The sequence below is a fragment of the Actinomadura kijaniata NBRC 14229 genome, assembly GCF_001552175.1.
In the GTDB taxonomy this organism is placed as follows: domain Bacteria; phylum Actinomycetota; class Actinomycetes; order Streptosporangiales; family Streptosporangiaceae; genus Spirillospora; species Spirillospora kijaniata.
This window is the reverse complement of record NZ_BCQR01000091.1, coordinates 1-26006: the sequence shown is the minus strand read 5'-3', so window position 1 is coordinate 26006 and position 26006 is coordinate 1. Positions and strand designations below refer to the sequence as shown.

Annotated in this window: 24 protein-coding genes and 1 riboswitch; of the genes, 8 read left to right on the top strand and 16 right to left on the bottom strand. The window is 73.7% G+C overall.

Going from position 1 to position 26006, the window contains the following annotated elements; translation table 11 throughout:
• Nucleotides 1-22: 22 nt before the first annotated feature.
• The 4 genes from AKI01S_RS26915 to AKI01S_RS26900 all read right to left on the bottom strand — a co-directional run bounded on the left by AKI01S_RS26915 (nucleotide 23) and on the right by AKI01S_RS26900 (nucleotide 5853).
• Nucleotides 23-1792, bottom strand: a complete 1770-nt coding sequence (locus AKI01S_RS26915; RefSeq protein WP_067823918.1) for an HSP90 family protein — start codon at nucleotides 1790-1792, stop codon at nucleotides 23-25.
• 151 nt (nucleotides 1793-1943) lie between these two features.
• The gene (locus AKI01S_RS26910; protein WP_067823915.1) at nucleotides 1944-2933 is read right to left on the bottom strand and encodes a malate dehydrogenase; all 990 of its coding nucleotides are present in this window, start codon (nucleotides 2931-2933) and stop codon (nucleotides 1944-1946) included.
• A gap of 256 nt (nucleotides 2934-3189) precedes the next feature.
• Nucleotides 3190-5412: an NADP-dependent isocitrate dehydrogenase gene (locus AKI01S_RS26905; RefSeq protein ID WP_067823912.1), complete on the bottom strand. Its 2223-nt coding sequence runs from the start codon at nucleotides 5410-5412 to the stop codon at nucleotides 3190-3192.
• A gap of 120 nt (nucleotides 5413-5532) precedes the next feature.
• Nucleotides 5533-5853, bottom strand: a complete 321-nt coding sequence (locus AKI01S_RS26900) for a DUF3017 domain-containing protein (protein WP_067823909.1) — start codon at nucleotides 5851-5853, stop codon at nucleotides 5533-5535.
• Nucleotides 5854-6073: 220 nt separating this feature from the next.
• On the opposite strand from AKI01S_RS26900, the gene AKI01S_RS26895 reads away from it, so the two are divergent.
• Nucleotides 6074-6793 (top strand): FHA domain-containing protein, encoded by a 720-nt coding sequence (locus AKI01S_RS26895; protein ID WP_067823906.1) that lies wholly within the window; start codon nucleotides 6074-6076, stop codon nucleotides 6791-6793.
• Between the two features lie 278 nt (nucleotides 6794-7071).
• Here the strand turns inward: AKI01S_RS26895 and AKI01S_RS26890 are convergent, their stop codons facing one another.
• Nucleotides 7072-7926 carry a bifunctional methylenetetrahydrofolate dehydrogenase/methenyltetrahydrofolate cyclohydrolase gene (locus tag AKI01S_RS26890; RefSeq protein ID WP_067823902.1) on the bottom strand — a complete coding sequence of 285 codons (855 nt, stop codon included), beginning with the start codon at nucleotides 7924-7926 and terminating at the stop codon, nucleotides 7072-7074.
• 47 nt (nucleotides 7927-7973) lie between these two features.
• A riboswitch (ZMP/ZTP riboswitch) is annotated at nucleotides 7974-8059 on the bottom strand.
• Nucleotides 8060-8294: 235 nt separating this feature from the next.
• Between AKI01S_RS26890 and AKI01S_RS26885 the strand changes: the two genes are divergently transcribed.
• Nucleotides 8295-8930: a GNAT family N-acetyltransferase gene (locus AKI01S_RS26885; protein ID WP_067823899.1), complete on the top strand. Its 636-nt coding sequence runs from the start codon at nucleotides 8295-8297 to the stop codon at nucleotides 8928-8930.
• On the opposite strand, the gene AKI01S_RS26880 is transcribed toward AKI01S_RS26885, so the two are convergent.
• The 3 genes from AKI01S_RS26880 to purN all read right to left on the bottom strand — a co-directional run bounded on the left by AKI01S_RS26880 (nucleotide 8896) and on the right by purN (nucleotide 11512).
• Complete coding sequence (locus tag AKI01S_RS26880) at nucleotides 8896-9075, bottom strand: hypothetical protein (RefSeq protein WP_067823897.1); 180 nt, start codon at nucleotides 9073-9075, stop codon at nucleotides 8896-8898. The two genes, AKI01S_RS26885 and AKI01S_RS26880, sit on opposite strands and share 35 nt — an antisense overlap.
• A gap of 222 nt (nucleotides 9076-9297) precedes the next feature.
• Nucleotides 9298-10860, bottom strand: a complete 1563-nt coding sequence (gene purH, locus AKI01S_RS26875; RefSeq protein ID WP_218009817.1) for a bifunctional phosphoribosylaminoimidazolecarboxamide formyltransferase/IMP cyclohydrolase — start codon at nucleotides 10858-10860, stop codon at nucleotides 9298-9300.
• A complete protein-coding gene (purN, locus tag AKI01S_RS26870) occupies nucleotides 10841-11512 on the bottom strand; it encodes a phosphoribosylglycinamide formyltransferase (RefSeq protein WP_067823890.1) in 672 nt (223 codons plus the stop codon). Before purN ends, purH begins: the two co-directional genes overlap by 20 nt.
• Nucleotides 11513-11674: 162 nt before the next feature.
• Here purN and AKI01S_RS26865 point away from each other — a divergent pair, with 162 nt between their 5' ends.
• Complete coding sequence (locus AKI01S_RS26865; RefSeq protein WP_067823887.1) at nucleotides 11675-12181, top strand: hypothetical protein; 507 nt, start codon at nucleotides 11675-11677, stop codon at nucleotides 12179-12181.
• A 176-nt stretch (nucleotides 12182-12357) separates the two neighbouring features.
• On the opposite strand, the gene AKI01S_RS26860 is transcribed toward AKI01S_RS26865, so the two are convergent.
• Together AKI01S_RS26860 and AKI01S_RS26855 are read right to left on the bottom strand one after the other, a co-directional pair.
• Nucleotides 12358-14052, bottom strand: coding sequence for a cell division protein PerM (locus AKI01S_RS26860; protein WP_245681794.1), 1695 nt, complete (start codon nucleotides 14050-14052; stop codon nucleotides 12358-12360).
• 120 nt (nucleotides 14053-14172) lie between these two features.
• Nucleotides 14173-14748, bottom strand: coding sequence for a TetR/AcrR family transcriptional regulator (locus tag AKI01S_RS26855; protein WP_067823884.1), 576 nt, complete (start codon nucleotides 14746-14748; stop codon nucleotides 14173-14175).
• Between the two features lie 124 nt (nucleotides 14749-14872).
• Here AKI01S_RS26855 and AKI01S_RS26850 point away from each other — a divergent pair, with 124 nt between their 5' ends.
• Entirely contained in the window at nucleotides 14873-16408 is a 1536-nt protein-coding gene (locus tag AKI01S_RS26850) for a carboxylesterase/lipase family protein (RefSeq protein WP_169814026.1), read from the top strand.
• 127 nt (nucleotides 16409-16535) lie between these two features.
• Here the strand turns inward: AKI01S_RS26850 and sucD are convergent, their stop codons facing one another.
• Nucleotides 16536-17423, bottom strand: a complete 888-nt coding sequence (sucD, locus tag AKI01S_RS26845) for a succinate--CoA ligase subunit alpha (RefSeq protein ID WP_067823881.1) — start codon at nucleotides 17421-17423, stop codon at nucleotides 16536-16538.
• 2 nt (nucleotides 17424-17425) lie between these two features.
• On the bottom strand, nucleotides 17426-18604 hold the full coding sequence (sucC, locus tag AKI01S_RS26840; protein ID WP_067823879.1) for an ADP-forming succinate--CoA ligase subunit beta: 1179 nt from the start codon (nucleotides 18602-18604) through the stop codon (nucleotides 17426-17428).
• A 331-nt stretch (nucleotides 18605-18935) separates the two neighbouring features.
• Here sucC and AKI01S_RS26835 point away from each other — a divergent pair, with 331 nt between their 5' ends.
• Nucleotides 18936-20459: a glycoside hydrolase family 15 gene (locus AKI01S_RS26835; RefSeq protein ID WP_067823876.1), complete on the top strand. Its 1524-nt coding sequence runs from the start codon at nucleotides 18936-18938 to the stop codon at nucleotides 20457-20459.
• Here the strand turns inward: AKI01S_RS26835 and AKI01S_RS26830 are convergent.
• The 3 genes from AKI01S_RS26830 to AKI01S_RS26820 all read right to left on the bottom strand — a co-directional run bounded on the left by AKI01S_RS26830 (nucleotide 20456) and on the right by AKI01S_RS26820 (nucleotide 22372).
• On the bottom strand, nucleotides 20456-20863 hold the full coding sequence (locus AKI01S_RS26830; RefSeq protein ID WP_157420168.1) for a hypothetical protein: 408 nt from the start codon (nucleotides 20861-20863) through the stop codon (nucleotides 20456-20458). The genes AKI01S_RS26835 and AKI01S_RS26830 overlap by 4 nt on opposite strands.
• Nucleotides 20864-20875: 12 nt before the next feature.
• Nucleotides 20876-21373 carry a hypothetical protein gene (locus AKI01S_RS26825; protein ID WP_218009816.1) on the bottom strand — a complete coding sequence of 166 codons (498 nt, stop codon included), beginning with the start codon at nucleotides 21371-21373 and terminating at the stop codon, nucleotides 20876-20878.
• Nucleotides 21374-21607: 234 nt separating this feature from the next.
• Nucleotides 21608-22372 carry a TSUP family transporter gene (locus tag AKI01S_RS26820; protein ID WP_067823872.1) on the bottom strand — a complete coding sequence of 255 codons (765 nt, stop codon included), beginning with the start codon at nucleotides 22370-22372 and terminating at the stop codon, nucleotides 21608-21610.
• A gap of 173 nt (nucleotides 22373-22545) precedes the next feature.
• Between AKI01S_RS26820 and AKI01S_RS26815 the strand changes: the two genes are divergently transcribed.
• Nucleotides 22546-23769 carry a Tm-1-like ATP-binding domain-containing protein gene (locus AKI01S_RS26815; protein ID WP_067823869.1) on the top strand — a complete coding sequence of 408 codons (1224 nt, stop codon included), beginning with the start codon at nucleotides 22546-22548 and terminating at the stop codon, nucleotides 23767-23769.
• A 3-nt stretch (nucleotides 23770-23772) separates the two neighbouring features.
• Here AKI01S_RS26815 and AKI01S_RS26810 read toward each other — a convergent pair whose 3' ends face one another.
• Entirely contained in the window at nucleotides 23773-24312 is a 540-nt protein-coding gene (locus AKI01S_RS26810) for a GNAT family N-acetyltransferase (RefSeq protein WP_067823867.1), read from the bottom strand.
• Between the two features lie 49 nt (nucleotides 24313-24361).
• Between AKI01S_RS26810 and AKI01S_RS26805 the strand changes: the two genes are divergently transcribed.
• Both AKI01S_RS26805 and AKI01S_RS26800 read left to right on the top strand, forming a co-directional pair.
• Entirely contained in the window at nucleotides 24362-24985 is a 624-nt protein-coding gene (locus AKI01S_RS26805) for a TetR/AcrR family transcriptional regulator (protein ID WP_067823864.1), read from the top strand.
• 14 nt (nucleotides 24986-24999) lie between these two features.
• On the top strand, nucleotides 25000-25923 hold the full coding sequence (locus AKI01S_RS26800; protein ID WP_067823861.1) for a glycoside hydrolase family protein: 924 nt from the start codon (nucleotides 25000-25002) through the stop codon (nucleotides 25921-25923).
• The last annotated feature ends 83 nt before the right edge of the window (nucleotides 25924-26006 follow it).

The window sequence follows — 26006 nt, the reverse complement described above, 5'->3', positions numbered from 1 at the left end:
GCTCGGCGGCTCACGTGCTCGCTCACTGGGTGGCCTCCGGGTCGTGCACGGCCCACTCCAGCAGGCCGAGGAAGGAACGGTTGAGCACCGCGGTGTCCACCGGGCGCAGCGGGTGGTGGCCGAGCAGCAGCGCCTGCCCGTAGAGCCCCTGGACCGCCAGGTCGATCAGGCCGTCCTCGGTGAGGGACGTGATGCGGCGGGCCAGCGGGTTGCGGTGGTTGATCACCAGCTGGGGGCGGTCCTGCCTGGTCGCGTTGTCGAGCGCGCCGAGCACGTCGGCCCACAGCTCGTCGGCGGCGTCGCGGGCCTGCGACAGCTCCTCCTGGTACTGGGCGGCGCGGCTGGTCAGGTACAGCGCCGGGAGCGAGGCGGGGTCGAAGTCGCGGACGACGACCTCGCAGCCCAGCCGGTCCACCGCGCGCTGGGCGGCGGCCAGGAACGGCCGCAGCGCCAGCTCCGTGCCCGGGTCCAGCACCCCGAAGTGCGTGGTCAGCTCGGCGGCGTCCAGCCGGGTCAGCCGGATCTCCGGGTCGATGTCGGGCAGCCGCTCGATGATCTCGGTGTCGTGGACGTAGCCGCCGTTCACCAGCCCGACGCCCTGCGCGCCCGCCACCGCCGCCAGCCGCCGGAACTCGTCCACGCTCGTCGTGTACCGCGCCTCCGGGTGCCGCCGCCGGAACTCGCTCAGCGTCATCGGCCCCGCCGACGTCTCGAACTCCAGCCAGCGGTCGACGACGCGCAGCATGTCGTCGTCGGTGAGCGCCATGGCCTTCACGCCGAGCTGGTGCAGCCGCAGGAAGCCGCGCAGCCGGGCCGGGTCGGTCTCCGAGAGCCGCACCAGCCACTGCCGGAGCCGGTCCCCGAGCGCGGCGCGCGTGGAGTCCAGCAGCTCGTCCTCGTACAGCGCCTCGCGGCTGGCGGTGGGCCGCAGCTCCCCCGCGTCCACGACGCACCGCACGAAGAACGCCCAGTCCGGGAGCAGGCCCTCCACGTTCTCGGCCAGCAGCATCCGCTTGAGATAGACGCGGTGCGAGGCGCGGGCGCTCGGCGACACCGCCTGGGGCAGCACGAACGCGACACCGGTCAGCCCCGCCTCGGGCACGTCGAGGTCGATCACGTCGTACGGCTCGAACCCGTACAGCTCCTTGCAGTAGGCGTCCAGCGCCCGCCGCCGCCGGGCCGGGTCCGGGTGGGAACGCCGCCACGGCGGCCCGTCCCCCGTCACCGCGGCGCCGTCGACCGTCAGCTCGACGGGGAGCAGCGACCCGTAGGTCCGCGCCAGCTCCGCCACCACCGGCGGGCTCAGCAGGTCCTCCGAGCCGGGCCGGGGACGCAGCGTGACGGTCGTCCCGGCCTCGTCCCGCTCGCCCTTCTCCACCCGGTAGCCGCCCTCGGCCAGGCCCGTCCACCGCACCGGCTCGCCGCCCCGGGCGGACCGCGTCACCACCTCGATCTCGTCCGCGACCAGGAACGCCGACAGCAGCCCGATCCCGAACTGCCCCAGGAAGTCGTGCCGCGCGAAGCCCAGCTCGTCCCGCTTGGACGACCGCCCGATCGTGGCGAGCAGCCGGTGCACCTCGTCCTCGGTCAGCCCGACGCCGTCGTCGTGGACCCGCAGCACCCCGCCGCCGGTCTCGATCCGCACGCGCCCACCGGCGCCGCCCCGCGCGGTGATCGCGTCCACCGCGTTCTGTAGCAGTTCCCGCAGGTAGACCCGGGGGCTCGCATACAGGTGGCGACTGAGCAGATCCACCACCCCACGCAGATCGACCTGAAACGCCCGCTCGGCCACCCGTACGCCCTCCTGATCAGCGAATATCGCGATCAGCACCCTACCGACCAGCGGCGACAGAACCGCCCGATTTTCCGCATCGGGCCCGAAAAGCACCGGGCCCCGGACCGTGGGACGGTCCGGGGCCCGGCGAACGCTCAGGCGCTCACCCTCAGATGAGGCCCAGCTTGCGCACCGCGTCGCGCTCCTCGGCCAGCTCGGCCACCGAGGCGTCGATCTTCCCGCGCGAGAAGTCGTCGATCTCCAGCCCCTGGACGATCTCCCACTTGCCGTCCGCGCAGGTCACCGGGAACGAGGAGATCAGGCCCTCGGGCACGCCGTAGGAGCCGTCCGACACGACCGCCATGGAGGTCCAGTCGCCCTCGGCGGTGCCGTTCACCCAGGTGTGGACGTGGTCGATCGCGGCGGAGGCGGCCGAGGCGGCCGAGGACGCGCCCCGGGCCTCGATGATCGCGGCGCCGCGCTTGGCGACGGTCGGGATGAAGTCGTTCTCCAGCCAGTCCTGGTCGTCGACGACCTCGGCGGCGGTCTTGCCGCCGATCTCGGCGTGGAACAGGTCCGGGTACTGGGTGGCGGAGTGGTTGCCCCAGATGGTCATCTTCTTGATGTCGGAGACCGAGACGCCGGCCTTCTTCGACAGCTGCGCCAGCGCGCGGTTGTGGTCCAGGCGGGTCATCGCGGTGAACCGCTCGGCCGGGACGTCCGGGGCGTGCTGCTGGGCGATCAGGGCGTTGGTGTTGGCCGGGTTGCCCACGACCAGGACGCGGATGTCGTCGGCGGCGCCGGCGTTGATGGCCTCGCCCTGCGGCTTGAAGATGCCGCCGTTGGCCTCCAGCAGGTCACCGCGCTCCATGCCCTTGGTGCGGGGGCGCGCGCCGACCAGCAGGGCCACGTTGGCGCCCTCGAACGCCCTGGTGGCGTCGTCGAAGATGTCGATGCCCTGGAGCAGCGGGAACGCGCAGTCGTCCAGCTCCATGGCGGTGCCCTCGGCCGCCTTCACGGCCTGCGGAATCTCCAGCAGGCGCAGCCTGACCGGTACGTCCGCGCCGAGCAGCTGCCCGGAGGCGATGCGGAACAGCAGCGCGTAGCCGATCTGGCCCGCGGCGCCGGTGACGGTGACGGTGACTGGGGTGCGCGTCATTGCCTTCTTCTCCTGCTGGTGAGCCTGACGGGCTCAGGCGGCCATCCTGGCGTCTGCGAATATCTCTCGGTGTCGAGATATCCATCGGTCAGGCTATCGCGCCCGGCAGCCGCACCACCCGTAAGGCCCCTGGTTGATATCTCACAGCCGATGTCGCGCGGCAACGGCGAGGGCCGCCGCGGGAATCCCGCGGCGGCCCTCCGACGAGACCGTCCCTACACCGGACTGTCTCGTTCGTACCGTGTCGCTGCCTTCGCTAGCCGTTCAGGATCGCGAGGGCGTTGTTGAACGTGGCCGACGGGCGCATGATCGCCGTGGCCTTCTCCGGGTCGGGACGGTAGTAGCCGCCCAGGTCCACCGGGGAGCCCTGCACGGCCAGCAGCTCGTCCACGATCGCCTGCTCCCCCTCGGCCAGGGCCTGCGCCAGCGGGCCGAACGCCGCCGCCAGCTCGGCGTCCTCGCCCTGCGCGGCCAGCTCCTGCGCCCAGTAAAGGGCCAGGTAGAAGTGGCTGCCGCGGTTGTCGATGCCGCCCAGGCGCCGGGTCGGCGACTTGTTCTCGTTGAGGAACGTGGCGGTGGCACGGTCCAGCGTGTCGGCCAGCAGCTGCGCCCGCGCGTTCCCGGTCGCCCGGGCCAGGTGCTCGAAGCTCGCCGCCAGCGCGAAGAACTCGCCCAGGCTGTCCCAGCGCAGGTAGTTCTCCTTGACCAGCTGCTGGACGTGCTTGGGCGCCGAGCCGCCCGCGCCCGTCTCGAACAGGCCGCCGCCCGCCATCAGCGGGACGATCGACAGCATCTTGGCGCTGGTGCCCAGCTCCAGGATCGGGAACAGGTCGGTCAGGTAGTCGCGCAGCACGTTGCCGGTGACCGAGATGGTGTTCTCGCCGCGCCGGATGCGCTCCAGGGAGAACTTCGCGGCCTCCACCGGGGACATGATCTCGATGGTCAGGCCCGAGGTGTCGTGCTCGGCGAGGTACTTCTCGACCTTCTCGATCAGCACCGCGTCGTGCGCCCGGTCGGCGTCCAGCCAGAACACGGCCGGGTCGCCGGTCAGGCGGGCGCGGGTGACGGCCAGCTTGACCCAGTCGCGGATCGGCAGGTCCCTGGTCTGGCACATCCGGAAGATGTCGCCGGCGGAGACCGGCTGCTCCAGGACGGTGTTGCCGGACTCGTCCACGACCCGCACGGTGCCGTCGGCGGGCGCCTCGAAGGTCTTGTCGTGGCTGCCGTACTCCTCGGCCTTCTGCGCCATCAGCCCGACGTTGGGCACCGAGCCCATGGTCGCCGGGTCGTAGGCGCCGTTGGCGCGGCAGTCGTCGATGACGGCCTGGTAGACGCCCGAGTAGCTGGAGTCGGGGATGACCGCCAGGGCGTCGTGCTCCTGGCCGTCGGGGCCCCACATGTGCCCGGAGGTGCGGATCATCGCGGGCATGGAGGCGTCCACGATGACGTCGCTGGGCACGTGCAGGTTGGTGATGCCGCGGTCGGAGTCGACCATGGCCAGCTCCGGCCCCTCGGCGAGCTCGGCCTCGAACGAGGCCTTGATCTCGGCTCCCCCGGGCAGCCCGTCCAGGCCGCCGAGGATCGCGCCGAGGCCGTCGTTGGGCGACAGCCCGGCCTTGGCCAGGGTCTCGCCGTACTTCTCGAAGGTCTTCGGGAAGAACGCGCGCACCACGTGGCCGAAGATGATCGGGTCGGAGACCTTCATCATGGTGGCCTTCAGGTGCACCGAGAACAGCACGCCCTCGGCCTTGGCGCGGGCGACCTGCGCGGCCAGGAACTCGCGCAGCTCCGATACTCGCATCACCGAGGCGTCCAGCACCTCGCCGGCGAGCACGGGCACCGACTCGCGCAGCGTGGTGACCGAGCCGTCGGCGCCCACCAGCTCGATGCGCAGGGTGCCGTCGGAACCGGCGACCGTGGACTTCTCGCTGGAGCGGAAGTCGCCCGCGCCCATGGTGGCCACGTTGGTCTTGGAGTCGGCCGACCAGGCGCCCATGCGGTGCGGGTGGTTGCGGGCGTACTGCTTGACGGCGGCCGGGGCGCGCCGGTCGGAGTTGCCCTGCCGCAGCACCGGGTTGACCGCGCTGCCCTTGACCTTGTCGTAGCGGGCGCGGATCTCGCGCTCCTCGTCGGTCGCGGGCTCGTCGGGGTAGTCCGGCAGCGCGTAGCCCTGCTTCTGGAGCTCGGCGACCGCGGCCTTGAGCTGCGGGATGGAGGCGGAGATGTTGGGCAGCTTGATGATGTTGGCGCCCGGGGTCTCGGCGAGCTCTCCCAGCTCGGCGAGGGCGTCACCGATGCGCTGTTCCTCCTTCAGGTGCTCGGGGAAGGAGGCGATGATCCGTCCGGCGAGGGAGATGTCCCGGGTCTCCACCTTCACCCCGGCGGTCGAGGCGTACGCCTGGACCACCGGAAGGAACGAATAGGTCGCCAGGAGCGGGGCCTCGTCGGTGTGCGTGTAGATAATCGTCGAGTCGGTCAACCGGACACTCCCTCACATCACTGCGGCGTTATTGCTCGATATCAAGATATCTGGTGCCCAGGCCACGTCCCACCGCCGCGGGGAGCGCCCGCCGGGCGGCCCGGCGGCGCGGGTCCCGCGTTACTTGTCGCCGGGGACGATCCAGGCCACCACGGCGATCGCGACGGCGAAGAACGCCATGGTCGCGACGTCGAGCCACTTCTTGCGGGTCTCCAGCATCCCGACCTGGCTCGGCGGCAGCACCAGTCGCGCCAGCGCCCCGAACAGGACCGCGGCGGCGATGAGGCTCGAACCCTTGCGGAAGTAGTCGAACGCGCACAGCGCCAGCCCGCCGGCCACGCCGCACAGCACGATCAGGTACGGCAGCCGCCCCAGCCAGTGGGGCGTGGCGTGGCGGCCTCGGGGGGCCTGCCGCCGTCGCCGGTGCAGTTGTGCGCTCATGGCTCCTCGCCGGGTGGTCGCCTCGTTCCGCTCGCAATCCTCCACCCTCCACGTTAGTGGAAGCCGGGGACGGCGAGACCCGGACGAGGCGGGCGAGCCGGGCGCACGAGGCGGCGGGCGCCCCGGTGGCCTCGGTGTTACTCACCGGTAGGCGGGTGTGGCGACGGCCCGCCCGGGTAACCCGGCAGACAGGGGTCGCTAACTAGCTGGGAGGACTGCCGTGGAGGGGCCGTTCATGCGCATCGAGGACAGCGGGCTGGTCATGCCGCTGCGCCCCGACGTCACAACGGTCGGCCGAGGCCGAGGAGTCGACATCCGTCTCGACGACCCGAGTGTGTCCCGTTTGCACGCAGAAATCGTTCGGCGCGGCCCGTACGTGTACGTCGTCGACATGGGACTGTCCCGGAACGGGACCCGTGTCAACGGCCGGCCGATCGCCCGACGCGTCCTGGAGGACGGTGACGTCGTCAGCTTCGGCACGGCGCGCGTCCGGATGGGGGGAATCCCCCGCGAGGAGGTCGATCCCGACGTCGAGCTGCGGCGTGCCGTGGCTCCCGAACTGACCCGCCGCGAGGTCGACGTGCTGACCTCGCTCTGCCGACCCGCCCTGTCCGACGAGGCGTTCGTCGCGCCCGCCACGGCCCGGGAGATCGCCGCTGATCTCGTGGTGACCGAGGCGGCCGTCAAGCAGCACCTGCTGCGTCTGTACCAGAAGTTCCGCATCCCCGAAGGCGCCAACCGGCGCACCCGCCTGGCCAACGAGGTCATCGCGATGGGGCTGGTCCGGCCGCTGCCGCCGGTCCACGTCCCGCAGCAGAACAGCCGTCCGGTGGACGGCCGCCCCCCGGGTGAGATCCGTCGCCCGGGACACCCCGCCGCGGGAGGCCACCCGGGGCACGTCACGCGTCCGACGACCGCGGCGGGCCGCCGGGCGAGCTGAGGTCGTACTTATGGCCTTCCGGCCCGAACCCCTCGCCCGGGGGGCTCGGGAACCGGCCGGAAAGCGGGCGAGCGCTGCATCGCTTCGCGATCTGCCACAGGGGACCTCGCCTCCGGCTTCGGCCCCCCGTGGCAGACCTTCGGTCGCGCTCGCGTGCGTGGCCGGGGCCACCAGGCCGGCGAAGGATGTGACCCGGAGGCTCGGTCAGGGCAGCGCACGGGCCTCCGGGAAGCACCCGGGCGGGGCGTTCACCGTCCCCGCCCGGGCTCGGCCGTGGCTCAGATCCCGGCGGCGCGCTCGGCGGCCTCGACGACGTTGGCCAGCAGCATGGCGCGGGTCATGGGCCCGACGCCGCCGGGGTTGGGCGCGACCCACCCGGCGACCTCGCGGACGTCGTCGGCGACGTCCCCGGCGAGCCTGCCGTCCACGCGGGACACGCCCACGTCGAGCACGGCCGCGCCGGGCTTGACCATGTCCGCGGTGATCAGGCCGGGCACCCCGGCGGCGGCGACGACGATGTCGGCGGCGCGGACGTGCGCGGCCAGGTCCCGGGTGCCGGTGTGGCAGAGGGTGACGGTGGCGTTCTCGCTGCGCCGCGTCAGCAGCAGGCCGAGCGGCCGCCCGACGGTGACGCCGCGCCCGATCACGGTGACCTCGGCGCCCTTCAGCGGGACGTCGAACCGCCGCAGCAGCGCCACGATCCCCTTGGGGGTGCAGGGCAGCGGGGCCTCCTCCATGAGGACGAGCCGCCCCAGGCTGACCGGGTGGAGGCCGTCGGCGTCCTTGGCCGGGTCGATGCGCTCCAGCACGCGCATCTCGTCCAGGCCCTTGGGCAGCGGCAGCTGGACGATGTAGCCGGTGCAGGCCGGGTCGGCGTTCAGCTCGGCGACGGCGCGCTCGACGTCCTCCTGGGTGGCGTTCTCGGGCAGGTCGCGGCGGATGCTCTCGATGCCGACCTCGGCGCAGTCGCGGTGCTTCATGTTCACGTAGGCGTGGCTGCCGGGGTCGTCGCCGACCAGGACGGTCCCGAGCCCGACCCGGACGCCCCGGGTGCGCAGCGCCTGGACCCGTTCGGCGATCTGGGCCCGGATCTCCGCCGCCGTCGCCTTGCCGTCGAGAATGCGTGCCGTCATGAACTACCTCCGCGCTGATCCCTCCGGGGCAGGCCCCGGCCGACGTCGCCGGTCACCCAGGCGCGCGGTGTCCGGACTGTCCTTCGCTCCCCGGTGGTGCCCCACCTTGATCGCGCCAGTCGCGTTGCGAGTTTATTGTGCTCCACGGCCCAGCCCCTCCGCCCTGGGGCTCCGGGGCTGACCGCTCCGCGGGCGAGCGCTGCATCGCTTCGCGATCTTCCGCGGGGGACCTCGCCTTCGGCTTCGGCCCCCCGCCTCAGCCTACGGACGCGCTCGCGTGCGTGGCCTGGTTTTGCGCGGTGGTTTCCGGGAAACGGGGGGAAGTGGCCCTGATGGGGTGACTCTGAGCTGGTCTAACGTTCCATCGCATGAGCGATGCCTGGTATGAGCGTCCGGTGCTCTTCGGCCGTCATGTGCGGCTGGAGCCCCTCACCCCGGATCACGCGGAGGGGCTGTTCGAGGCGGGCCGGGACCCCGGCGTGTGGACGTGGCTGAACGAGGTGCGGCCGTCCGACGTCGCCGGGTCGCGCGCGCTGGTGGAGAAGGCGCTGACCGCCCACCGGGCGCGTCGGCAGGTGCCGTGGGCGCAGGTGGACGCGGTGACCGGCGAGGTGGCGGGCGTGACGTCGTACTACGACGTGACCCCCGAGCACCGGGGGGTCGCGATCGGCCACACCTGGCTGGGCTCACGCTGGCACCGCACGGGCGTCAACACCGAGGCCAAGCTGCTGTTGCTGGAACGGGCGTTCGACGAGCTGGGCGCGATCCGGGTGACCTGGCACACCCACGCGCGGAACGAGCGCTCGCGCCGGGCGATCGAGCGCCTGGGGGCGCGGTTCGAGGGGATCCACCGCAGGCACCGCATCCGGCCCGACGGCTCCCTGCGGGACACCGCCGTCTACTCGATGATCGACACCGAGTGGCCCGGGGCGCGCGCGGCCCTGCGGGCGAGGCTCGCGGCGGGTCCGGTCAGTCCTGGTCGGGACGCTGCCGCCAGGCGATGACGCGGTCGGTGCCCTTCCAGCCCAGCTGACCGGCCATCATCGCGAGGATGATCGCGGCGGCCAGGCCGATGAGCTGGCGCCCCTCCATCAGCAGGGCGGTGGTCTGGGTGGTGATGGTCAGCAGCAGCGTCACCAGGACGTCCATGGGCTCTCCGTGAGCGTTCGCGGATGGGGGCTCGCGGCGGAGGGCGAGCGGTGTGTCGGGGGTCGCGTTTGGTCAAGGGCGGACCAATGACGCATGACCTGGCCGAGGTTACCAACGCGAAAACGTAAAACTTCCCAAGATCGTCAAAACCACCCGTTCGGACCATGCCGGGCCCGGCCCCTCCGGGAGGGACCGGGCCCGGCGTCGTCCGTCGGCGGCGGATCAGTGGAAGAAGTGCCGCACGCCCGTGAAGTACAGGGTGACCCCGGCCTTCTCGGCGGCCTCGATGACCTTGTCGTCGTTGACCGAGCCGCCCGGCTCCACGATCGCGCGGACCCCGGCCTCGGTCAGCACCTCCAGGCCGTCGGGGAACGGGAAGAACGCGTCCGACGCGCCCACCGAGGCCGCGGCGCGCTCGGCCCCGGCCCGGGCCACGGCCAGGCGCGCCGAGTCGACCCGGTTGACCTGGCCCATGCCGACGCCGGTGGTGCCGCCGTCGTGGGCGAGCAGGATCGCGTTCGACTTGACCGAACGGCACGCCCGCCACGCGAACGCCAGGTCCGCGAGGGTCGCCTCGTCGGCGGCCGGCCCGGCCTTCAGCTCCCAGGCGGAGGGGTCGTCGCCGGGGGCGTCCACGCGGTCGACGGTCTGGAGCAGCAGGCCGCCGTCGATACGCCGGTACTCGGTGTCGCTCGCGGGGCCCTCGGGGCACACCAGCAGGCGGATGTTCTTCTTCCGGGTGAGGATCTCCAGCGCCTCGTCCTCGAAGCCGGGCGCGACCAGCACCTCGGTGAACACCTCGGCGACCTGCGCGGCCATCGCGGCGGTGACGGGACGGTTCACGGCGATCACGCCGCCGAACGCCGACACCGGGTCGCAGGCGTGGGCCTTGCGGTGCGCCTCGGCGACGTCCGCGCCGACGGCGATGCCGCACGGGTTGGCGTGCTTGATGATCGCGACGGCGGGCTCGGCGAAGTCGTGGGCGGCGCGCCGCGCCGCGTCGGCGTCGACGTAGTTGTTGTACGACATCTCCTTGCCGTGCAGCTGCTCGGCCCCGGCCAGGCCGCCGCCCGAGCCGTCGGTGTAGAGGGCGGCGCGCTGGTGCGGGTTCTCGCCGTAGCGCAGCACGTTCGACCGCTCCCAGGTCGCGCCCAGGAAGTCGGGCCACCGGGCCTCGGCGGCGGTCTCGTCGGGCGCGTAGGTGGAGGCGAACCAGGACGCCACCGCCACGTCGTAGGAGGCGGTGTGGGAGAACGCGGCGGCGGCCAGCCGGCGCCGCTCCTCCAGGGTGAAGCCGCCCGCGCGGACGGCGTCCAGCACCGTCCCGTAGGCGCCCGGGGACACCACGACGGCGACGCTGGCGTGGTTCTTGGCGGCGGCGCGGACCATGGTCGGCCCGCCGATGTCGATCTGCTCGACGCACTCGTCGGGCCGGGCGCCCGAGTCGACGGTCTGGGTGAACGGGTACAGGTTCACCACGACCAGGTCGAACGGCTCGACGTCCAGGTCCTGGAGCTGCTGGACGTGGTCCTCCTTGCGGCGGTCGGCCAGCAGGCCCGCGTGCACCTTGGGGTGCAGCGTCTTGACCCGGCCGTCCAGGCACTCGGGGAACCCGGTGAGCTTCTCGACCTTCATCACCGGAACCCCGGCGGAGGCGATCCGGCCCGCCGTGGAGCCGGTGGAGACGATCTCCACGCCGGCCTCGTGCAGGCCCCGGGCCAGGTCCTCCAGCCCCGTCTTGTCGTAAACGCTGATCAGCGCACGCTTAATCGCGACCCGACTCACCGGTCGAGCTCCCCTCATGTTCGGCCGAACTGTCGCAGGTCCTGCATTTCATGGAGACCCGCCTGCCCCGGGTGGTCCAGCCGTCGCGCGCCAGCCGGCCGACGACGTCGACCAGGAGCCGGCGCTCCACCTGCTTGATCTTCTCGTGCAGGGAGTCTTCGTCGTCATGCCAGCCGACCCTGACGGTCTCCTGGGCGATGACGGGTCCGGTGTCCACGCCTTCGTCGACGAAGTGCACGGTACATCCCGTCACCTTCACGCCGTACGCCAGGGCGTCGCGGACGGCGTGCGCGCCCGGGAAGGACGGCAGCAGCGCCGGATGCGTGTTGACGGTACGGCCCCCGAACCGCGCCAGGAACCGCGGCCCGAGGATCTTCATGAACCCGGCGGACACCACCAGGTCGGGGGCGTGCTCCGCGACCGCGTCGGCCAGCGCCGCGTCCCACTCCTCGCGGGTCGCGAAGTCGGGGACGCGCACGACGAACGTGGGCAGCCCGGCGCGTTCGGCGCGCTCCAGTCCGGCGGTCCCGTCCCGGTCGGCTCCGACGGCGACGACCTGGGCACCGTAGGCTGGATCCGCGCACGCGTCGAGCAGCGCCTGAAGGTTGGTCCCCGCTCCGGAGACGAGGACGACGAGCCGGGCGGACACCATGACTCCCTGGTGGACGTTAGGGGTGTTGGGGTTGACGGCCCCGGCGGCGACGTGCGCGCCGGGCGGGTTCCGGGCAAAGCCTATCGGCCCTGCTCGGCCCGTATGAATCGACACCACCGGGCCGGTCCGCACGGACCGGCCGCGACGAGGAACGGAGCGACAGTGAGCGACCCGCAGGGGCCGGGGAACGGTTCCCGTCCCGAGGCCGGAGACCGCGTGGAGACGCCCGGCCGTCCCGAGATCGGCGGACGGCCGCCCGCGAAGTCCCCGGAAAACCCGCAGCAGACCGGAAAGCGGGCACTGTGGCTCGGGATCGGCTCCCTGGCGCTGATGCTGCTGCCGACGGCGTTCCCGCTGGCCCTGGGGCTGGCCGTGGCCGCCCTGATCGTGGGGATCAGGGCGCGGCGCAGCGCACGGCGGATGGCGGCGCTGACGCCGGGCGGCGCGACCGCCGGGATCACGTTGGGCGCGGTGACGCTGGCGCTGGCCACGCCGCTGCTGCTGTTCTCCCTGCTGACGTGGTCGGAGAACGCCCGCTACACGCAGTGCCGCGACAAGGCCAACACCATCAGCGACGAGCAGGCGTGCTGGGACCGGTTCCGTTCGGACCTGGAGCGCAAGTTCAACCTCCCGAAGGGCTCGGTGCCCGACGTCGGCCGTCCCTCCTAGTCCGTCTTCCAAAAGTCCTGGCCTACGGCGCCTGCCCGGAGGGCTCGCGCCTCACCAGGACTTGGCGAGTCCGGCATCGCTTCGCGATCTGACCCGCGGGCCCTCGCCTCCGGCGTCGGGCCCGCAGGTCAGGTGACGCGCTCGCGCGCGTGGCCCGGGCCCCTTTGAAGCAGGCCCTAGTCGTGAGGGGGCTCGTCCCGCAGGACGTAGATCGCGCCGCCCCGGTTCTCGGTGCGTCCGGTCTCCCGGGGCGGCGGGAGGGGCCGCAGCCGCTCCTCGGGCTCGGGGGCGGGTTCGGGCGCCGGTTCGGGTTCGGGCGTGGGTTCGGGCTCGGCCCTGGCCTCCGGGGTGGGGCAGGGCGTCTCCTCCTCGATCAGCTCGGGCAGCGGGTCCTCGTTGCCCTTCGCCTTGCGGCGGCGGGGCGTGAGCACCGGCTCGGCCTCCTCGAACAGCATCGCGTCGGCGGCGTGCGGCGCGCTGCGGCGCGGCGCGGGGACCGGAGCCTCCTTCTTCGGGGCGGCGGTCTCGGCGGCGGGCTCGGGCCGCGGGGCGGGCGCCTCGGCCCTGGCTCCCGTCTTCGTCCCCGTCTTCGCCGTGGCCTTGGCCCCGGTCCTCTTCGGGGAGGGCGGGGCGGCCGGTCCCTCGACCACCGAGCGCCGCAGGATCGTCCAGTTCGCCAGCCACGCCGCGACCGCCGCGGAGATCCCCACCTCCAGCGCGGCCATCATCCCGACCTGCCAGGCAGACGGCCCCATGGTGGCCAGCCGCGCGCCGCCCAGCGGGCCGCCCGACAGCGCCGCCAGCAGCGCCGCCATCCCGCCGGTGAGCAGGCCGGTCACGAACCCCCACACCGGCGCGCCCTCGTACACCGGGCTGGGCAGCGCCCGCACGGTCAGGACCCCGCCGACCGCGCCCGCCAGGAACGGCGCGAGCAGCGCCACCAGCGACGGCAGCGGCGCGGGCCCCGGATCGGGCAGCGCGGCCAGCATCGGCAGCGAGGGGACCGTGTCGAGGATCACCCCGGTCGCCGACACGCTGGTGCCCGCCCCCACCGAGAAGCCGGGGCCGACGGCGTAGGCCATGCCCCAGACGACGGCGTTCGGCAGGTACGCGAGCTGGATCAGGAACAGCAGGGTCCCGCCCACCGCGCCGGGCGCGAGGATGTCGTAGAGCCGGCCGGCCTCGGGCAGGTGCAGCGCCAGCGACGCGCCGACCAGCAGCGCGCCGCAGGCCAGCAGCGTCGCCGTCGCCCCGGCGACGCCGACGACCAGCGAGCGGGGCCGCGGCGGCAGCAGGTTCAGCAGCGCGCCCAGCCCGGAGCGGACCCGCTTGCCCCGCGAGGCGACCAGCGCCCGCGCCGCGCCCAGCCCCCCGGCGACCAGGGCGGTCACGAAGCAGGCCAGCAGCGCCTGCCACGCCGAGGGACGCACGGCCGGCGTGGCGGCCGCCAGCGCCAGCAGCCCGGCCAGCGCCGCGTACGGCGCGGCCAGCGCCACCGCGACGTGCAGCACCCCCACCCGGGTGCGGCGCGGCACCCCGGCCGCGCGGATCATCCAGCCGCCGCTGCGGTACAGCAGCGCGCCGGGCAGCACCAGCAGCCCGAGCGGCAGCAGCCCGACCCGCCCGGACGGCCCGGAGAACCCGGCGTGGTGCGCCACCAGCCAGAAGTTGATCGCGGTGCGGAACACCCCCGGCAGGCCCGCTCCGAGCGCGGTGCGCGGGGCGGCGACCCACCCGACCAGCGTGACCGTGGTGAGCACGACCAGGCCGATCCCCACGCACCACAGCGCCCCGGCCAGCCCCGTCACCAGCAGCGGCCGCGCGGCCGCGGACCCCCCGGCTCCGCCCGCTCCGGCTCGTTCCGGCGTCACACGCTGTCCAGGGGATGCATCGCTCACACGCCCATGCTGGCACCCGGGACACCCGCGAACGCCGCCCCACGCCCGGCGTGTCGCCTTTGTCATCCCCCATCCCGGGTCCACCCCGGTCCGTCAGGGCCCGGCGAGCTCCGCCAGGGCCCGCAGTCCCGCCAGCACCTCGGCGGCGGTGGGCGCGTTCGCCGGGTCGCCGAGGCTCTGGATCATCACGCCCGACATCAGCGCCATCTGGACCATGCCGAGCGTGCGGGCGTCGCGGTCGGAGGCCTCCCCCTCCGGCACGCTCCGCAGGATCGCGGCCATGCCGCACCGCCCCTCGGCGAACCCCTCGACCAGCCGGGGGCGCAGCTCGGGCTGCCGCCGCGCCTGGAGGAACAGCTCCACCGTGGCCAGCCACAGGTCGGGGTGCTCGCGGAACTGCTCGACGAGCCCGTCCCACATGCGCGCGAAGCCCCGGGCCGCGTCGTCGTCGGCGGCGGGCGCGAGCGCGCGACCGAGACTGTCGCCCCACTCGTCCAGCAGGTCGAACAGGGCCTGGGTGAGCAGCGCCTCGCGCGACCCGTAGTGGTAGCCGATCGCGGCGGTGCTCACGCCCGCCTCGGCGGCGATGTCCCGGACGCTGGTGCGGTCGTAGCCCTTCTCACGCAGGCACCGCTTGGCGCCCGCGAGCAGGTCCTCGCGGTTTCCCATGCGCGGCACCCTACCAAGGGATTTGCACGAACGCCTTACTCGAACGTTTTGCACGATCGCATTGCACGATCGTGCAAATCGCTGTTACGGTCCTCGCATCGCTCGGTCGACAGGAATGAGGGACATGAAGAAGACCGCCGCCGTGGGCCTGGGGCTCGCGTTGCTCGCCACGTTCGCACCAGCCGCCCGCGCGTCCCCCGACCCGTCGGTCGTGGTCACCTCCCAGGGCGCCGTGCGCGGCACGGTCGGCCCGAAGACGCGGTCGTTCCAGGGCATCCCCTACGCCACCGCCGCCCGTTTCGCCGCGCCGCGCCCGGCCGCCGCGTGGACCGGCGTGCGGGACGCCACCCGGCCGGGCAAGGTGTGCGCCCAGCCCGCGGGGTACCCGGTCGGCAAGCCCAGCACCGACGAGGACTGCCTCAACGTCAACGTCACCGCGCCCGTCGGCGCGCGGAAGGGGCTGCCGGTGGTCGTGTGGATCCACGGCGGCAGCATGATGTTCGGGATGGGCGACCTGTACGGCCCCGACCGGCTCGCGGCGGGCGGCGCCGTGGTGGTGTCGATGAACTACCGCCTGGGCGTCACGAGCTTCCTGACCCACCCGTCCCTGCCGGAGTCCGGCGCCCTCGCCCTGGACGACCAGCGCGCCGCGCTGCGCTGGGTGCGCCGGAACGCCGGGGCGTTCGGCGGCGACCCCCGCAACGTCACGATCATGGGTCAGTCCGGCGGCGGCTTCGCCGTCTGCGGCCATCTGGCCTCACCGGCGTCCGCCGGGCTGTTCCAGAAGGCGGTCGTCCAGAGCGCGCCCTGTCTCACCCCGGGCAACGCCTCCCGCACCCGCGCCGCGGCCGACGCCGAGAGCGCCAAGGTCATCGACCACGCGGAGGTGGGCTGCGCCACCGCCGCCGACGTGGCCCGCTGCCTGCGCGAGATCCCGATCGGGACGCTGCTGAGGGTCTACGGCCCGCAGCGCGAGCCGCGCCCGGTCAGCGGCACGCCCTCGCTGCCGCTCCCGGTCGACGAGGCCGTCCGCACCGGCCGGATCAACCGCGTCCCCGTCCTCGTCGGCGTCAACCACGACGAGGAGAACGGCATGGTCCTCGGACAGGAACTCGCCACCGGCAGGCCCATGCCCGCCGGCGCCTACGAGCCCGCCGTCAGGAAGGAGTACGGCGCCAGGGCCGACGCCGTGCTCAGGCGCTACCCGCTCGGCGCCTCCGCCGGGCAGACGCTGGCGAGGGTGAGGACCGACGCGACCTGGTCCGCACCGACCCTGGACACCGCCCGCGCGCTGTCCCGCTGGACCCCGACCCGGATGTACGAGTTCGCCGAGCGGAAGACCCCCTGGTACGCGGGCTACCCCAGGCCGAGTTTCCCGGCCGCCGCCCAGCACATGGCCGAACTGCCGTACCTGTTCGACCTGGCCCTGTTCGAGAGACCGACGAGGGAGCAGGCCGCCCTCGGCGACCGGATGATCGGCGCCTGGGTCCGCTTCGCCGCCACCGGCGACCCCAGCGGCGGCGGCGAGACGGCCTGGCCCCGTCTGCGCGACCGCGGCGCGGGCGGCTGGCACGTGCAGTCCCTGACCTCCGGGACCTGGAAGCGCGCCGACTTCGTCCGGGACCACGCCTACCGGTTCTGGAGCACCGGCGGGAAGTGAACCCGACGCACCACAAGCCCCATGTGTGACAACTCGAACAGTGGGTAAAAGAACCCCCACGCGGGTGCCAACACCGAAAGAGGCCCGAACCGGTCACCGGTTCGGGCCTCTTTCGGAGTGCGGAACGTCAGCGGTTCTGCATGATCTCGCGCATCAGGCGGGCGGTCTCGCTCGGGGTCTTGCCCACGCGGACGCCGACCTTCTCCAGCGCCTCCTTCTTCGCCTCGGCGGTGCCGGACGAGCCGGAGACGATCGCGCCGGCGTGGCCCATCGTCTTGCCCTCGGGGGCGGTGAAGCCCGCGACGTAGCCGACGACCGGCTTGGTCACGTGCTCGGCGATGTAGGCCGCGGCACGCTCCTCGGCGTCGCCGCCGATCTCGCCGATCATGACGATGGCGTCGGTCTCCGGGTCCTCCTGGAACGCCTTCAGGGCGTCGATGTGGGTGGTGCCGATGATCGGGTCACCGCCGATGCCCACGCAGGTGGAGAAGCCGATGTCGCGCAGCTCGTACATCATCTGGTACGTCAGCGTGCCCGACTTGGAGACCAGGCCGATGCGGCCGGGGTTGGTGATGTCGGCCGGGATGATGCCGGCGTTCGACTTGCCCGGGGAGGCGATGCCGGGGCAGTTCGGGCCGATGATGCGGGTCTTGTTGCCCTTCTCGCCCGCGTGGGCCCAGAAGTAGGCGGTGTCGTGCACCGGGATGCCCTCGGTGATCACCACGCACAGCGGGATCTCGGCGTCGACCGCCTCGACCACGGCGTCCTTGGTGAACTTCGGCGGCACGAAGACCACCGACACGTCCGCGCCGGTCTTCTCCATGGCCTCCTTGACGGTGCCGAACACCGGCAGGACCGTGCCGTCGAAGTCGACCTCGGTGCCCGCCTTGCGGGCGTTGACGCCGCCGACGACCTGCGCGCCGGAGGCCAGCATGCGGCGGGAGTGCTTCATGCCCTCCGAGCCGGTCATGCCCTGAACGATGATCTTGCTGTTCTCGGTGAGCCAGATAGCCATGCTCATGCACCTGCCGCGGCGAGTTCGGCGGCGCGCTTGGCCGCTTCGTCCATCGTGTCGACCTGCTGGACGCCGGACAGGCCCGCGTCGGTCAGGATCTGGCGGCCCAGCTCGGCGTTGTTGCCGTCCAGGCGCACCACCAGCGGGCGGTTGACGGTCTCGCCGCGGTCCGCCAGCAGCTTGTAGGCGGCGACGATGCCGTTGGCGACCGCGTCACAGGCGGTGATGCCGCCGAAGACGTTGACGAACACCGACTTCACGTCGGCGTCCGACAGCACGATCTCCAGGGAGTCGGCCATGACCTCGGCCGACGCGCCGCCGCCGATGTCCAGGAAGTTGGCGGGCTTCTGGCCGCCGAACTCCTCGCCGGCGTAGGAGACCACGTCCAGGGTGGACATGACCAGGCCCGCGCCGTTGCCGATGATGCCGACGCTGCCGTCGAGCTTGACGTAGTTGAGGTCCTTGGCCTTGGCCGCGGCCTCCAGCGGGTCGGCGCTGGCCTTGTCCTCGAGCTGGTCGTGCTCCTGGCGGAACGCGGCGTTGTCGTCGAGGGAGACCTTGCCGTCGAGGGCCTTCACCTCACCGTCGGCGGTGAGGATCATCGGGTTCACCTCGACGAGGGTGGCGTCCTCGTCGGTGAACACGGCCCACAGCCGCTCGATGATCTCGGCGGCGCCGTCCAGCGCCTCCTCGGGCAGGCGGCCCTGCTCGGCGATCGAGCGCGCGGCGGCGCGGTCCACGCCCGTCAGCGGGGAGACCGGCACCATCGCCAGCCGGTCGTGCGGCACCTCCTCGATCTCCACGCCGCCCTCGACGGAGCAGATGGAGAGGAAGGTGCGGTTGGCGCGGTCGAGCAGGAAGGAGAAGTAGTACTCCTGCGCGATCGCCGAGCCCTCCTCGATCAGGACCTTGTGGACCGTGTGGCCCTTGATGTCCATGCCGAGGATCTGGCCGGCGAGGGCCTCGGCCTCGTCGGCGTTGTCGGCGAGCTTCACACCGCCGGCCTTGCCGCGGCCACCGGTCTTCACCTGGGCCTTGACGACGACCTTCTTGCTGCCCGCGGAGAACAGCTCCTCCGCGATGGCGCGCGCTTCCTGGGGAGTATGGGCGACCTTGCCGGTGGGCACCGGTACCCCGTACTCGGCGAAGAGTTCCTTCGCCTGATGTTCGAACAGGTCCACGAGGGCGTCCTTAACGGATCGACAGCCAATGACCACACGAGTGGGGGTGGCACGGGGAGCCGTGCGGCCGCCACTCTGCGGTCCGCTCCGTCGATGCAGCCTAGCCCCTCGCCAGGGGTGACTTGGCGACCGGGTGCAGGTAGTGGGCGGAACGCCCCTCTCCGGGGCGGTGACGGGCCGCCCGCCGCCGGGAACATCCCACCTTGGTCTTCGATGGGAGTTTCGCTCCACCGGAAGGTGGAGATCCATTTCCGATCCCGGGAGGACGCCCGGCTTGGCGGCGTTTGCTGTACTTGGGGCGACGAGGGGGAAATGAGGGGGAGACACCGAGGTGAACGACGGACCGGCGCCGCGCGGGCGCGGCCGGCTGCTGCGGGTGAGCCGGACCGCCGTGCTGCTGCTGGTCGCGGCGCTGGTGGCGATGTGCGGGGCGACGGTGCCGCAGCGCGGCGGTCCGCCGTGGGCCAGCCCGGGGCTGGTCGGCGGCGGCGGATGGCCGTTCGCCGGGGAGCCGCTGCCGCCCGCCGACGCCGACGGCGCGGCCTACCTGCCGGGCAGCTCCGCGGTGCGACTGCGCGACGGGCGGGTGCGGCTGGTGCCGCTCGGCGGGGAGAGGGCGATCACGGTGGCGGCGCACGACCCCCGGGTGGCGGCGGCGGTGCGCTCGGACCGGACGTGGCTGGCGCGCGGGACGGTCCCCGGCGCGGACCTGCCCGCCCCGCCCCCGCCGCGGCCCCGCCCGCACCCGCAGGCGACGAGCCCGGTGGGGCCGCCGGTGGTGTCGCCGCGGCCGGAGCCGGTCACGGTCCCGGGGCCGTACCGGGACATGGCGGCGCGGGCGCTGCTGGACCTGCGGCTGCTGACCCGCCCGAACGGCGCGTCGCTGGCGTCCTGGTACGGGGCGTGGCGGTACTCCTGGCCGCGTGACTCGGCGTTCGCGGCGGCGGCGTTCACGGCGACCGGGCACCGGCCGGAGGCCCGGCGGGTGCTGCGGTTCCTGGCCGGGGTGCAGAGCGCGGACGGCCGGTGGGCGGCGCGGTACCACGCCGACGGGTCGGCGGTCACCGACGGGCGCCCCCCGCAGTCGGACGCGCTGGGCTGGGTGCTGTGGGCGACCTGGTTCTTCCGGACGCAGGACCCGGAGGCCGCCGCCGCGACGCCGGAGCTGTGGCCGATGGTGCGGCGGGCCGCCGACCGGCTGGCGCGGTCGCTGGACCGGGACGGGCTGCCGCCGCCGTCGCCGGACTACTGGGAGCGGTCGCCGGGCAGCGAGCAGGTCCCGGACCGGGCGACGCTGGGCGTGGTCGGGCCGGTGCTGGCGGGGCTGCGGGCGGCGGCGACGTTCGCGCGGGACACCGGGCGGCCCGCGGAGGCGGCGCGGTGGCGGGCGGCCGCGCAACGGCTGGCGGGCGCGATGGCGCGGGACTTCGCGCCGCTGGGCTACCCGAGGTCGCCGCTGCGGGGCGGGTGGATGGACACGTCGGTGACGTTCCTGGGGCCGCCGTTCGGGCCGCCGGACCCGGGCGTCGCCGAGGCGTGCGCGCGGGCGGCGCGCAAGCAGGCGCTGCCCAACGGCGGGGTGCTGCCCGGCGAGTACTGGTCGGGCAACAAGAAGATCGCCTGGACGCCGGAGATGGCGCTGTTCGCGCTGTCGGCGGCGGCGTCGGGGCGCGACGGGGAGGCCCGGTCGCGGCTGGACTGGCTGGCGCGGCACCGCACGACGCTGGGCGTGCTGCCCGAGAAGGTGGACGAGAACGGCAGGCAGGCGGCGGTCGCGCCGCTGGGATGGACGGCGTCGCTGGTGCTGCTGACGCTGACGGCGCTGGAGAGGCCGCTGCCGGTCCCGGCGCCCTAGCGCCGCCTCCCGTCCGCGCGCCGCTCGCGCGTGCGCCACCAGGCCAGCAGCCACGCCGCCTCCATGGCCCCGTCCAGCAGGTACGTCCAGCGGAGCCGGCCGCGCGGGACGTGGATCAGGTCGATGGCCAGCAGCGTGGCCGCCGTGCCCACGCCGACGCGGCGCGCGTGCTCCCGTCCGGCGGCCGAGTCACCGGCGCGCAGCTGCGACCAGCCCGCCGCGACCAGCAGCCCGGCGACGGTCTGCTCCAGCCACTCGTCCTCCTTGGGCCCGAACACCCACTCGAAGCTCCGCATGCTCACCAGCGGCCAGGCCCCGCCCAGCACGTTGAAGACGCCGTGGGCGCGGGCCAGCGCGGCGGCGTCGCACGACGGCGCGGCCGCCGCCCGTTTCCCGAATGCCACCTCGTCCTCCTCTCAGCGGGGGATCGGTCCGACGTTCTCGCGGCGGCCCGCCCGCAGGTCCGCGTGGCGCCGGCCGGGACCGGGGCCTTCCCGGGCGGCCAGCGCGTCGGCGACCAGGCCGGTGGCGAACGCGTACACCGCCTTGTGCGCCAGGTCCACCGCCAGCTCCCGGCGCGGCCAGGTCCACGGGGGCGCGCCCACTCCCGTGGCGTTCTCCAGGATCTGGTCGTTGGTCAGCCGCAGCGCCCAGAACATCGCCGACGCCCACGGGCCGCGCAGGCCCGCCGCCGCCATCACGCCGCGGACCGAGCCCAGCAGCACGCCCTGCCCCACGTGCATCGCCAGGTTCGCCGCCACCGGCTGCCGGCCGGGCCGTTCGGGCAGTCCGGCCAGCCGGAGCAGGGTCCGGCCCGGAACGTGGGAGTCGGGCCGCCCGGTGCGGCGCTGCTCCAGCTTCTCGGCGGCGGTCATCACCAGGACACCGACGAGGCCCGCGCCCGTTCCGTTCACCACAGCTCGTAACCACATGCGCCTCACCTACCCGCCACGGCGACGGGGATGCCGCTAGGCCGTGTTTCAAAGCCCTGGCCCACGGCGCTCGCCCCGGGGGCTCGCGCCTCACCAGGTCTTGGCGAGCGCGACATCGCTCCGCGATCTGACCTGCGGACCCTCGCCTCCGGCGTCGGCCCCGCAGGTCAGGTCACGCGCTCGCGTGCGCGGCTGGGGCCCACTTTGAAACAGGCCCTAGCCGAACTGCTCGTAGCCCATCTTCACGACGAGGGCGGCCACCACGACCAGCAGGACCACGCGGACGAAGCCCGCGCCCCGGCTGATCGCCATGTGCGCGCCGAGCTGGGCCCCGACGGCGTTGCAGACGGCCATCGCCAGGCCGATCGCCCACAGGACCTCGCCCTGGGCGGCGAACACCAGCAGCGCGCCGAGGTTGGTGCTGGCGTTGATGATCTTCGAGTTGGCGGAGGCGGTGACGAAGTCGCTGCCCAGCAGGGTGGTGAAGGCGAGGACCAGGAACGTTCCGGTGCCGGGCCCGACCAGCCCGTCGTAGAAGGCGATGGCGACGCCGGGGATCAGGACGGCGGCGGCGGTGCGGCGGCGGGTGCGCAGCACCACGCGGGGGGCGCGGCCGAGGTCGGGGCGCAGCACCACGATGGCGGCGACCGCCAGCAGCACCACCATGACCAGGGGTTTCAGCACCTCGGAGGAGATCGCGGAGGCGCACAGCGCGCCCCCGGCCGAGCAGGCGAGGGCCAGCCCGGCGCCGGGCAGCGCGACATCCTTGTCGAGCTTGGTTTTGCGGAGGTAGGCGATCGAGGCCGAGGTGGTCCCGGCGATCGAGGCGACCTTGTTGGTGGCCAGCGCGGCCACCGGCTGGCCGGGGAACGCCAGCATCAGCGCGGGGAGTTGCAGGAGCCCTCCGCCACCGACGACCGCGTCCACCCAACCCGCTCCGACGGCGGCCAGCAGGAGCATGACGACGGTCTCGGTCGACATGGGGGGCTCCCGGGGGATGTAAGGGATAAAAGAAGAACGTCACTGACTCTAGCCGTCCCACTTCCGGCTTTTCCGACCGACCACCCCCGATAGCCCGAAACGCCCCATGGACAGACGAATCACACGTCTCCGGCGCTTGTCCGCCCACGGTGCGTCCGCCGACAGTGAGGGACATGCCTGTGGTGGTTCTTCTTGGAACGCTCGACACGAAGGGCGCGGAGTACGGCTGGCTGCGCGACCGGCTGCGCGCGCGGGGCGTGCGGGTCGTGCTGGTGGACACCGGGACGCTGGACGCGCCGCGCGTCGTCCCGGACGTCCCGCGCGAGGAGGTGGCGCGGGCCGCCGGGGTCATGCCGGGCGCGCTGCGGGACCGGGGCGCGGCGGTGACGGCGATGGCACGGGGGGCCGCCGAGGTCCTGCGGCGGCTGCACGCGGAGGGACGGCTGCACGGGGTGCTGTCGGTGGGCGGCAGCGGCAACTCGGCGCTGTCCACGACGGCGATGCGGGCGCTGCCGGTCGGCGTCCCCAAGCTGATGGTGTCGAGCATGGCGTCCGGCGACGTGTCGCCCTACGTCGGCGACAGCGACCTCACGCTCATGTACAGCGTGGTGGACGTCGCGGGCATCAACCGGATCTCCGCGCGGGTGCTGGCCAACGCCGCCGACGCCATCGCCGGGATGGCCGCCGGGTACGCGGCGGGGCGGCCCGTCCCGCGCGGGGACCGGCCGCTGGTCGGCGCGACGATGGCGGGCGTGACGACGCGCGGCGTGGACGCGGCACGCGACCGCCTGACCGCCCTCGGCTACGAGGTGCTGGTCTTCCACGCCAGCGGGGCGGGCGGGCGCTCGTTCGCGGCGATGGCGGCCGACGGCGCGCTGGCCGGGACGCTGGACGCCACAATGCTGGAGGTGTCCACGGCCCATCTGGGCGGGGTGGGCCGCGCCGGGCCGGAACGGCTGACCGCCGCGGTCCGCGCGGGCCTCCCCCAGGTGATCAGCGTGGGGGCGCTGGACATGGCCAAGTTCGGGCCGTCGGTGCCGAACCGGCTGCGGCACCGGCGCGTCCACGTCCACAACGCCTCGGTGACGGTCGTGCGGACGACGGCGGCCGAGTGCGCCGCGCTGGGCCGCTCCGTCGCCGCGGCCCTGCGCGGCGCGACCGCCCCGACCGCGCTCTACCTGCCGCTGCGGGGCCTGTCGACGCTGGACGTGCCGGGCGGCGTGTACTGGGACCCGGCGGCGGACGGGGCCCTGTTCGACGCGCTGCGCTCCGGGCTGGAGGGCTCCCGGGTCGAGATCCGCGAGGCGGACACCGACGTGAACGACCCCGAGCTCGGCCGCGCGATGGCCGACCACCTGCACGCGCTGCTCACCGCGCCCGCCCGCGCGGCCTCCTGAGCGTCAGGGGCGCTCGTCGGCCAGCATCGCCCAGATCTGGTAGTCCCGGCGGGACCCGCCGAACTCGGCCGCCGAGCGCAGCGTGCCCTCGCAGGTGAAGCCCAGCCGCTCGGCGGCGGCGACGCTGGGCGCGTTGCCCGGCTCGCAGTGCCACTCCACGCGGGCCATGCCGCGCACGTCGAACGCCCAGTCGAGCATGTGCCGGACCGCCGTGGCGACCAGGCCCCGGCCCCGGTACGCCGCGCCCAGCCACACGCCGACCTCGCACACCCCGTGCCGGGCGTCGAACGTCCGGAACAGCGTCCCGCCCGCCAGCTCGCCGTCCACCCAGATGCCGTACAGGCGGCCGGTGTCGGCGGCCTGCCGGTCGGCGTAGTCCTGGAGCAGCGCCCGCGCCGCCGCCTCGTCCTCCACCCCGTACGCCCACGGGATCCACGGCTTCAGCTCCTCGCGGATCTTCGCGACGTGCGCGGCGAACTCGGCCGACCGCCAGGGCTCCAGCGGCCCGAGTTCGGCGTCGTCGGCCAGCGCGAGAGAGAGCATGGGGGACCTCCACGGTGCGTACCGAACGTTTGTTACGTACTCTAGCCGCATGCCCGCCCGTGGAGATCACGACGCCCGCCGCCGCGACGTCTCGGAGGCCGTCTGGCGCGTGCTGGCCGCCCGCGGCTTCGACGGCCTGACGCTGCGCGCCGTCGCCGCCGAGATGAACGCCTCGACCGGCCTGCTGACGCACTACTTCCCGACCAAGAAGGCCCTGGTCAGGCACGCCCTCGACCTCGCCGGGGAACGCACCGGCACCCGGTCGCGCCCCGCTCCCCCGGCCCCCGGCCTGCCCGCCCTGCGCACGGCCCTGCTCGACGTGTTGCCGCGCACCGCCCAGGCCGTCGAGCTGAACCGCGTCTGGGTGAGCTCCTGGGACGCCGCGCTGGGCGACCCGGACCTGGGCGATCGCGAACGCGACCGTTACGAGCGCTGGCGCGGCGAGCTCCGCGCGCACCTGGAGAAGGCCGTCGAACTGGGCGAGCTGCCGCCGGACGCCGACGTGGAGGACCTGGCGGCGTCGGCGGCGGCGTTCACGCACGGCCTGGTGGTGCAGGTGCTGTTCGACCCGGACCGCTTCCCGCCCGAACGCCAGGCCGTGCTGCTGGACGCCTTCCTCGACTCCCTCGCGCACCGGCCCGGAAGACCCGCGGGGAGCCCGGACACCGAATGACCTATCATCTCGATATGAATACCAGGGAATACGGGGAACGGTTCGCCGCGCTGCTGCCGCGCCTGGAGCGCTCGGTCACGGTGGTCAAGCCGCCCGGCCAGGGCGAGGGGTACTGGGCGGGGGCGCCCAGCGCGGCCGCCGCGGACGGCTGGATCTACCTGGCGTACCGGCTGCGCCGCCCGGTCGGCGACGGCCGGGGCTACGCCGTCGCCGTCGCCCGGTCCCGCGACGGCGAGCGCTTCGAGACGCTGGTGACGATCGACAAGGACGCGATGGACACCGAGTCGCTGGAGCGCCCCGCCCTGGTGCGCACCCCGGACGGCCGGTGGCGGCTGTACCTGAGCTGCGCCACGCACGGCACCAAGCACTGGCGCGTGGAGGTCCTGGAGGCCGACGACCCCGCCCGGTTCGACGCCCGCGACCGGCGGGTCGTGCTGCCCGGCGACGCCGCCACCGGAGTGAAGGACCCGGTGATCGTCTGGCACGGCGGCCGCTGGCACCTGTGGGCCTCCTGCCATCCGCTGGCCGACGCCGCCGAGGCCGACCAGATGGTCACCGACTACGCCACCAGCCCCGACGGCCTGGAGTGGACCTGGCACGGCACGGCCCTGCGCCGCCGCCCCGGCGCCTGGGACGCGCGGGGCGTGCGGATCAGCGCGGTGCGCTTCGACGGCGGCTCGGTGGTGGCGGCCTACGACGGACGGGCCACCGCCGCCGAGAACTACGAGGAGCGCACCGGCATCGCGGTGGGCGGCGACCCCCGTTCGCTGACGGCGCTCGGCTCGGCGCCCTGGGCCGCCTCCCCGCACCACGGCGGCGGGCTGCGCTACCTGGACGTCCTGCCCGAGGGCGAGGGACGGTACCGGCTGTTCTACGAGGTGACCCGCGCCGACGGGGCGCACGAGCTGCGCACCGAACTGCGGGCCGGATCGCGCTGAGCCGCCCCGTACGGCCGCCCCGCGCCAGCCCGCGCGGGGCGGCCGCGCCTCAGCTCGCGCGGCGGCGGCCGTTGCGGGCCTGG

Excerpts from the sequence above, each read along its gene's own strand:
- AKI01S_RS26910 (WP_067823915.1), bottom strand. The coding sequence starts at position 2,933 with ATGACGCGCACCCCAGTCACCGTCACCGTCACCGGCGCCGCGGGCCAG.
- AKI01S_RS26805 (WP_067823864.1), top strand. The coding sequence starts at position 24,362 with ATGCCCGCCCGTGGAGATCACGACGCCCGCCGCCGCGACGTCTCGGAG.
- AKI01S_RS26855 (WP_067823884.1), bottom strand. The coding sequence starts at position 14,748 with ATGGGAAACCGCGAGGACCTGCTCGCGGGCGCCAAGCGGTGCCTGCGT.
- AKI01S_RS26820 (WP_067823872.1), bottom strand. The coding sequence starts at position 22,372 with ATGTCGACCGAGACCGTCGTCATGCTCCTGCTGGCCGCCGTCGGAGCG.
- purN (WP_067823890.1), bottom strand. The coding sequence starts at position 11,512 with ATGGTGTCCGCCCGGCTCGTCGTCCTCGTCTCCGGAGCGGGGACCAAC.
- AKI01S_RS26900 (WP_067823909.1), bottom strand. The coding sequence starts at position 5,853 with ATGAGCGCACAACTGCACCGGCGACGGCGGCAGGCCCCCCGAGGCCGC.
- AKI01S_RS26815 (WP_067823869.1), top strand. The coding sequence starts at position 22,546 with ATGCCTGTGGTGGTTCTTCTTGGAACGCTCGACACGAAGGGCGCGGAG.
- AKI01S_RS26800 (WP_067823861.1), top strand. The coding sequence starts at position 25,000 with ATGAATACCAGGGAATACGGGGAACGGTTCGCCGCGCTGCTGCCGCGC.
- AKI01S_RS26850 (WP_169814026.1), top strand. The coding sequence starts at position 14,873 with ATGAAGAAGACCGCCGCCGTGGGCCTGGGGCTCGCGTTGCTCGCCACG.
- sucD (WP_067823881.1), bottom strand. The coding sequence starts at position 17,423 with ATGGCTATCTGGCTCACCGAGAACAGCAAGATCATCGTTCAGGGCATG.
- AKI01S_RS26810 (WP_067823867.1), bottom strand. The coding sequence starts at position 24,312 with ATGCTCTCTCTCGCGCTGGCCGACGACGCCGAACTCGGGCCGCTGGAG.
- AKI01S_RS26885 (WP_067823899.1), top strand. The coding sequence starts at position 8,295 with ATGAGCGATGCCTGGTATGAGCGTCCGGTGCTCTTCGGCCGTCATGTG.
- AKI01S_RS26880 (WP_067823897.1), bottom strand. The coding sequence starts at position 9,075 with ATGGACGTCCTGGTGACGCTGCTGCTGACCATCACCACCCAGACCACC.
- AKI01S_RS26890 (WP_067823902.1), bottom strand. The coding sequence starts at position 7,926 with ATGACGGCACGCATTCTCGACGGCAAGGCGACGGCGGCGGAGATCCGG.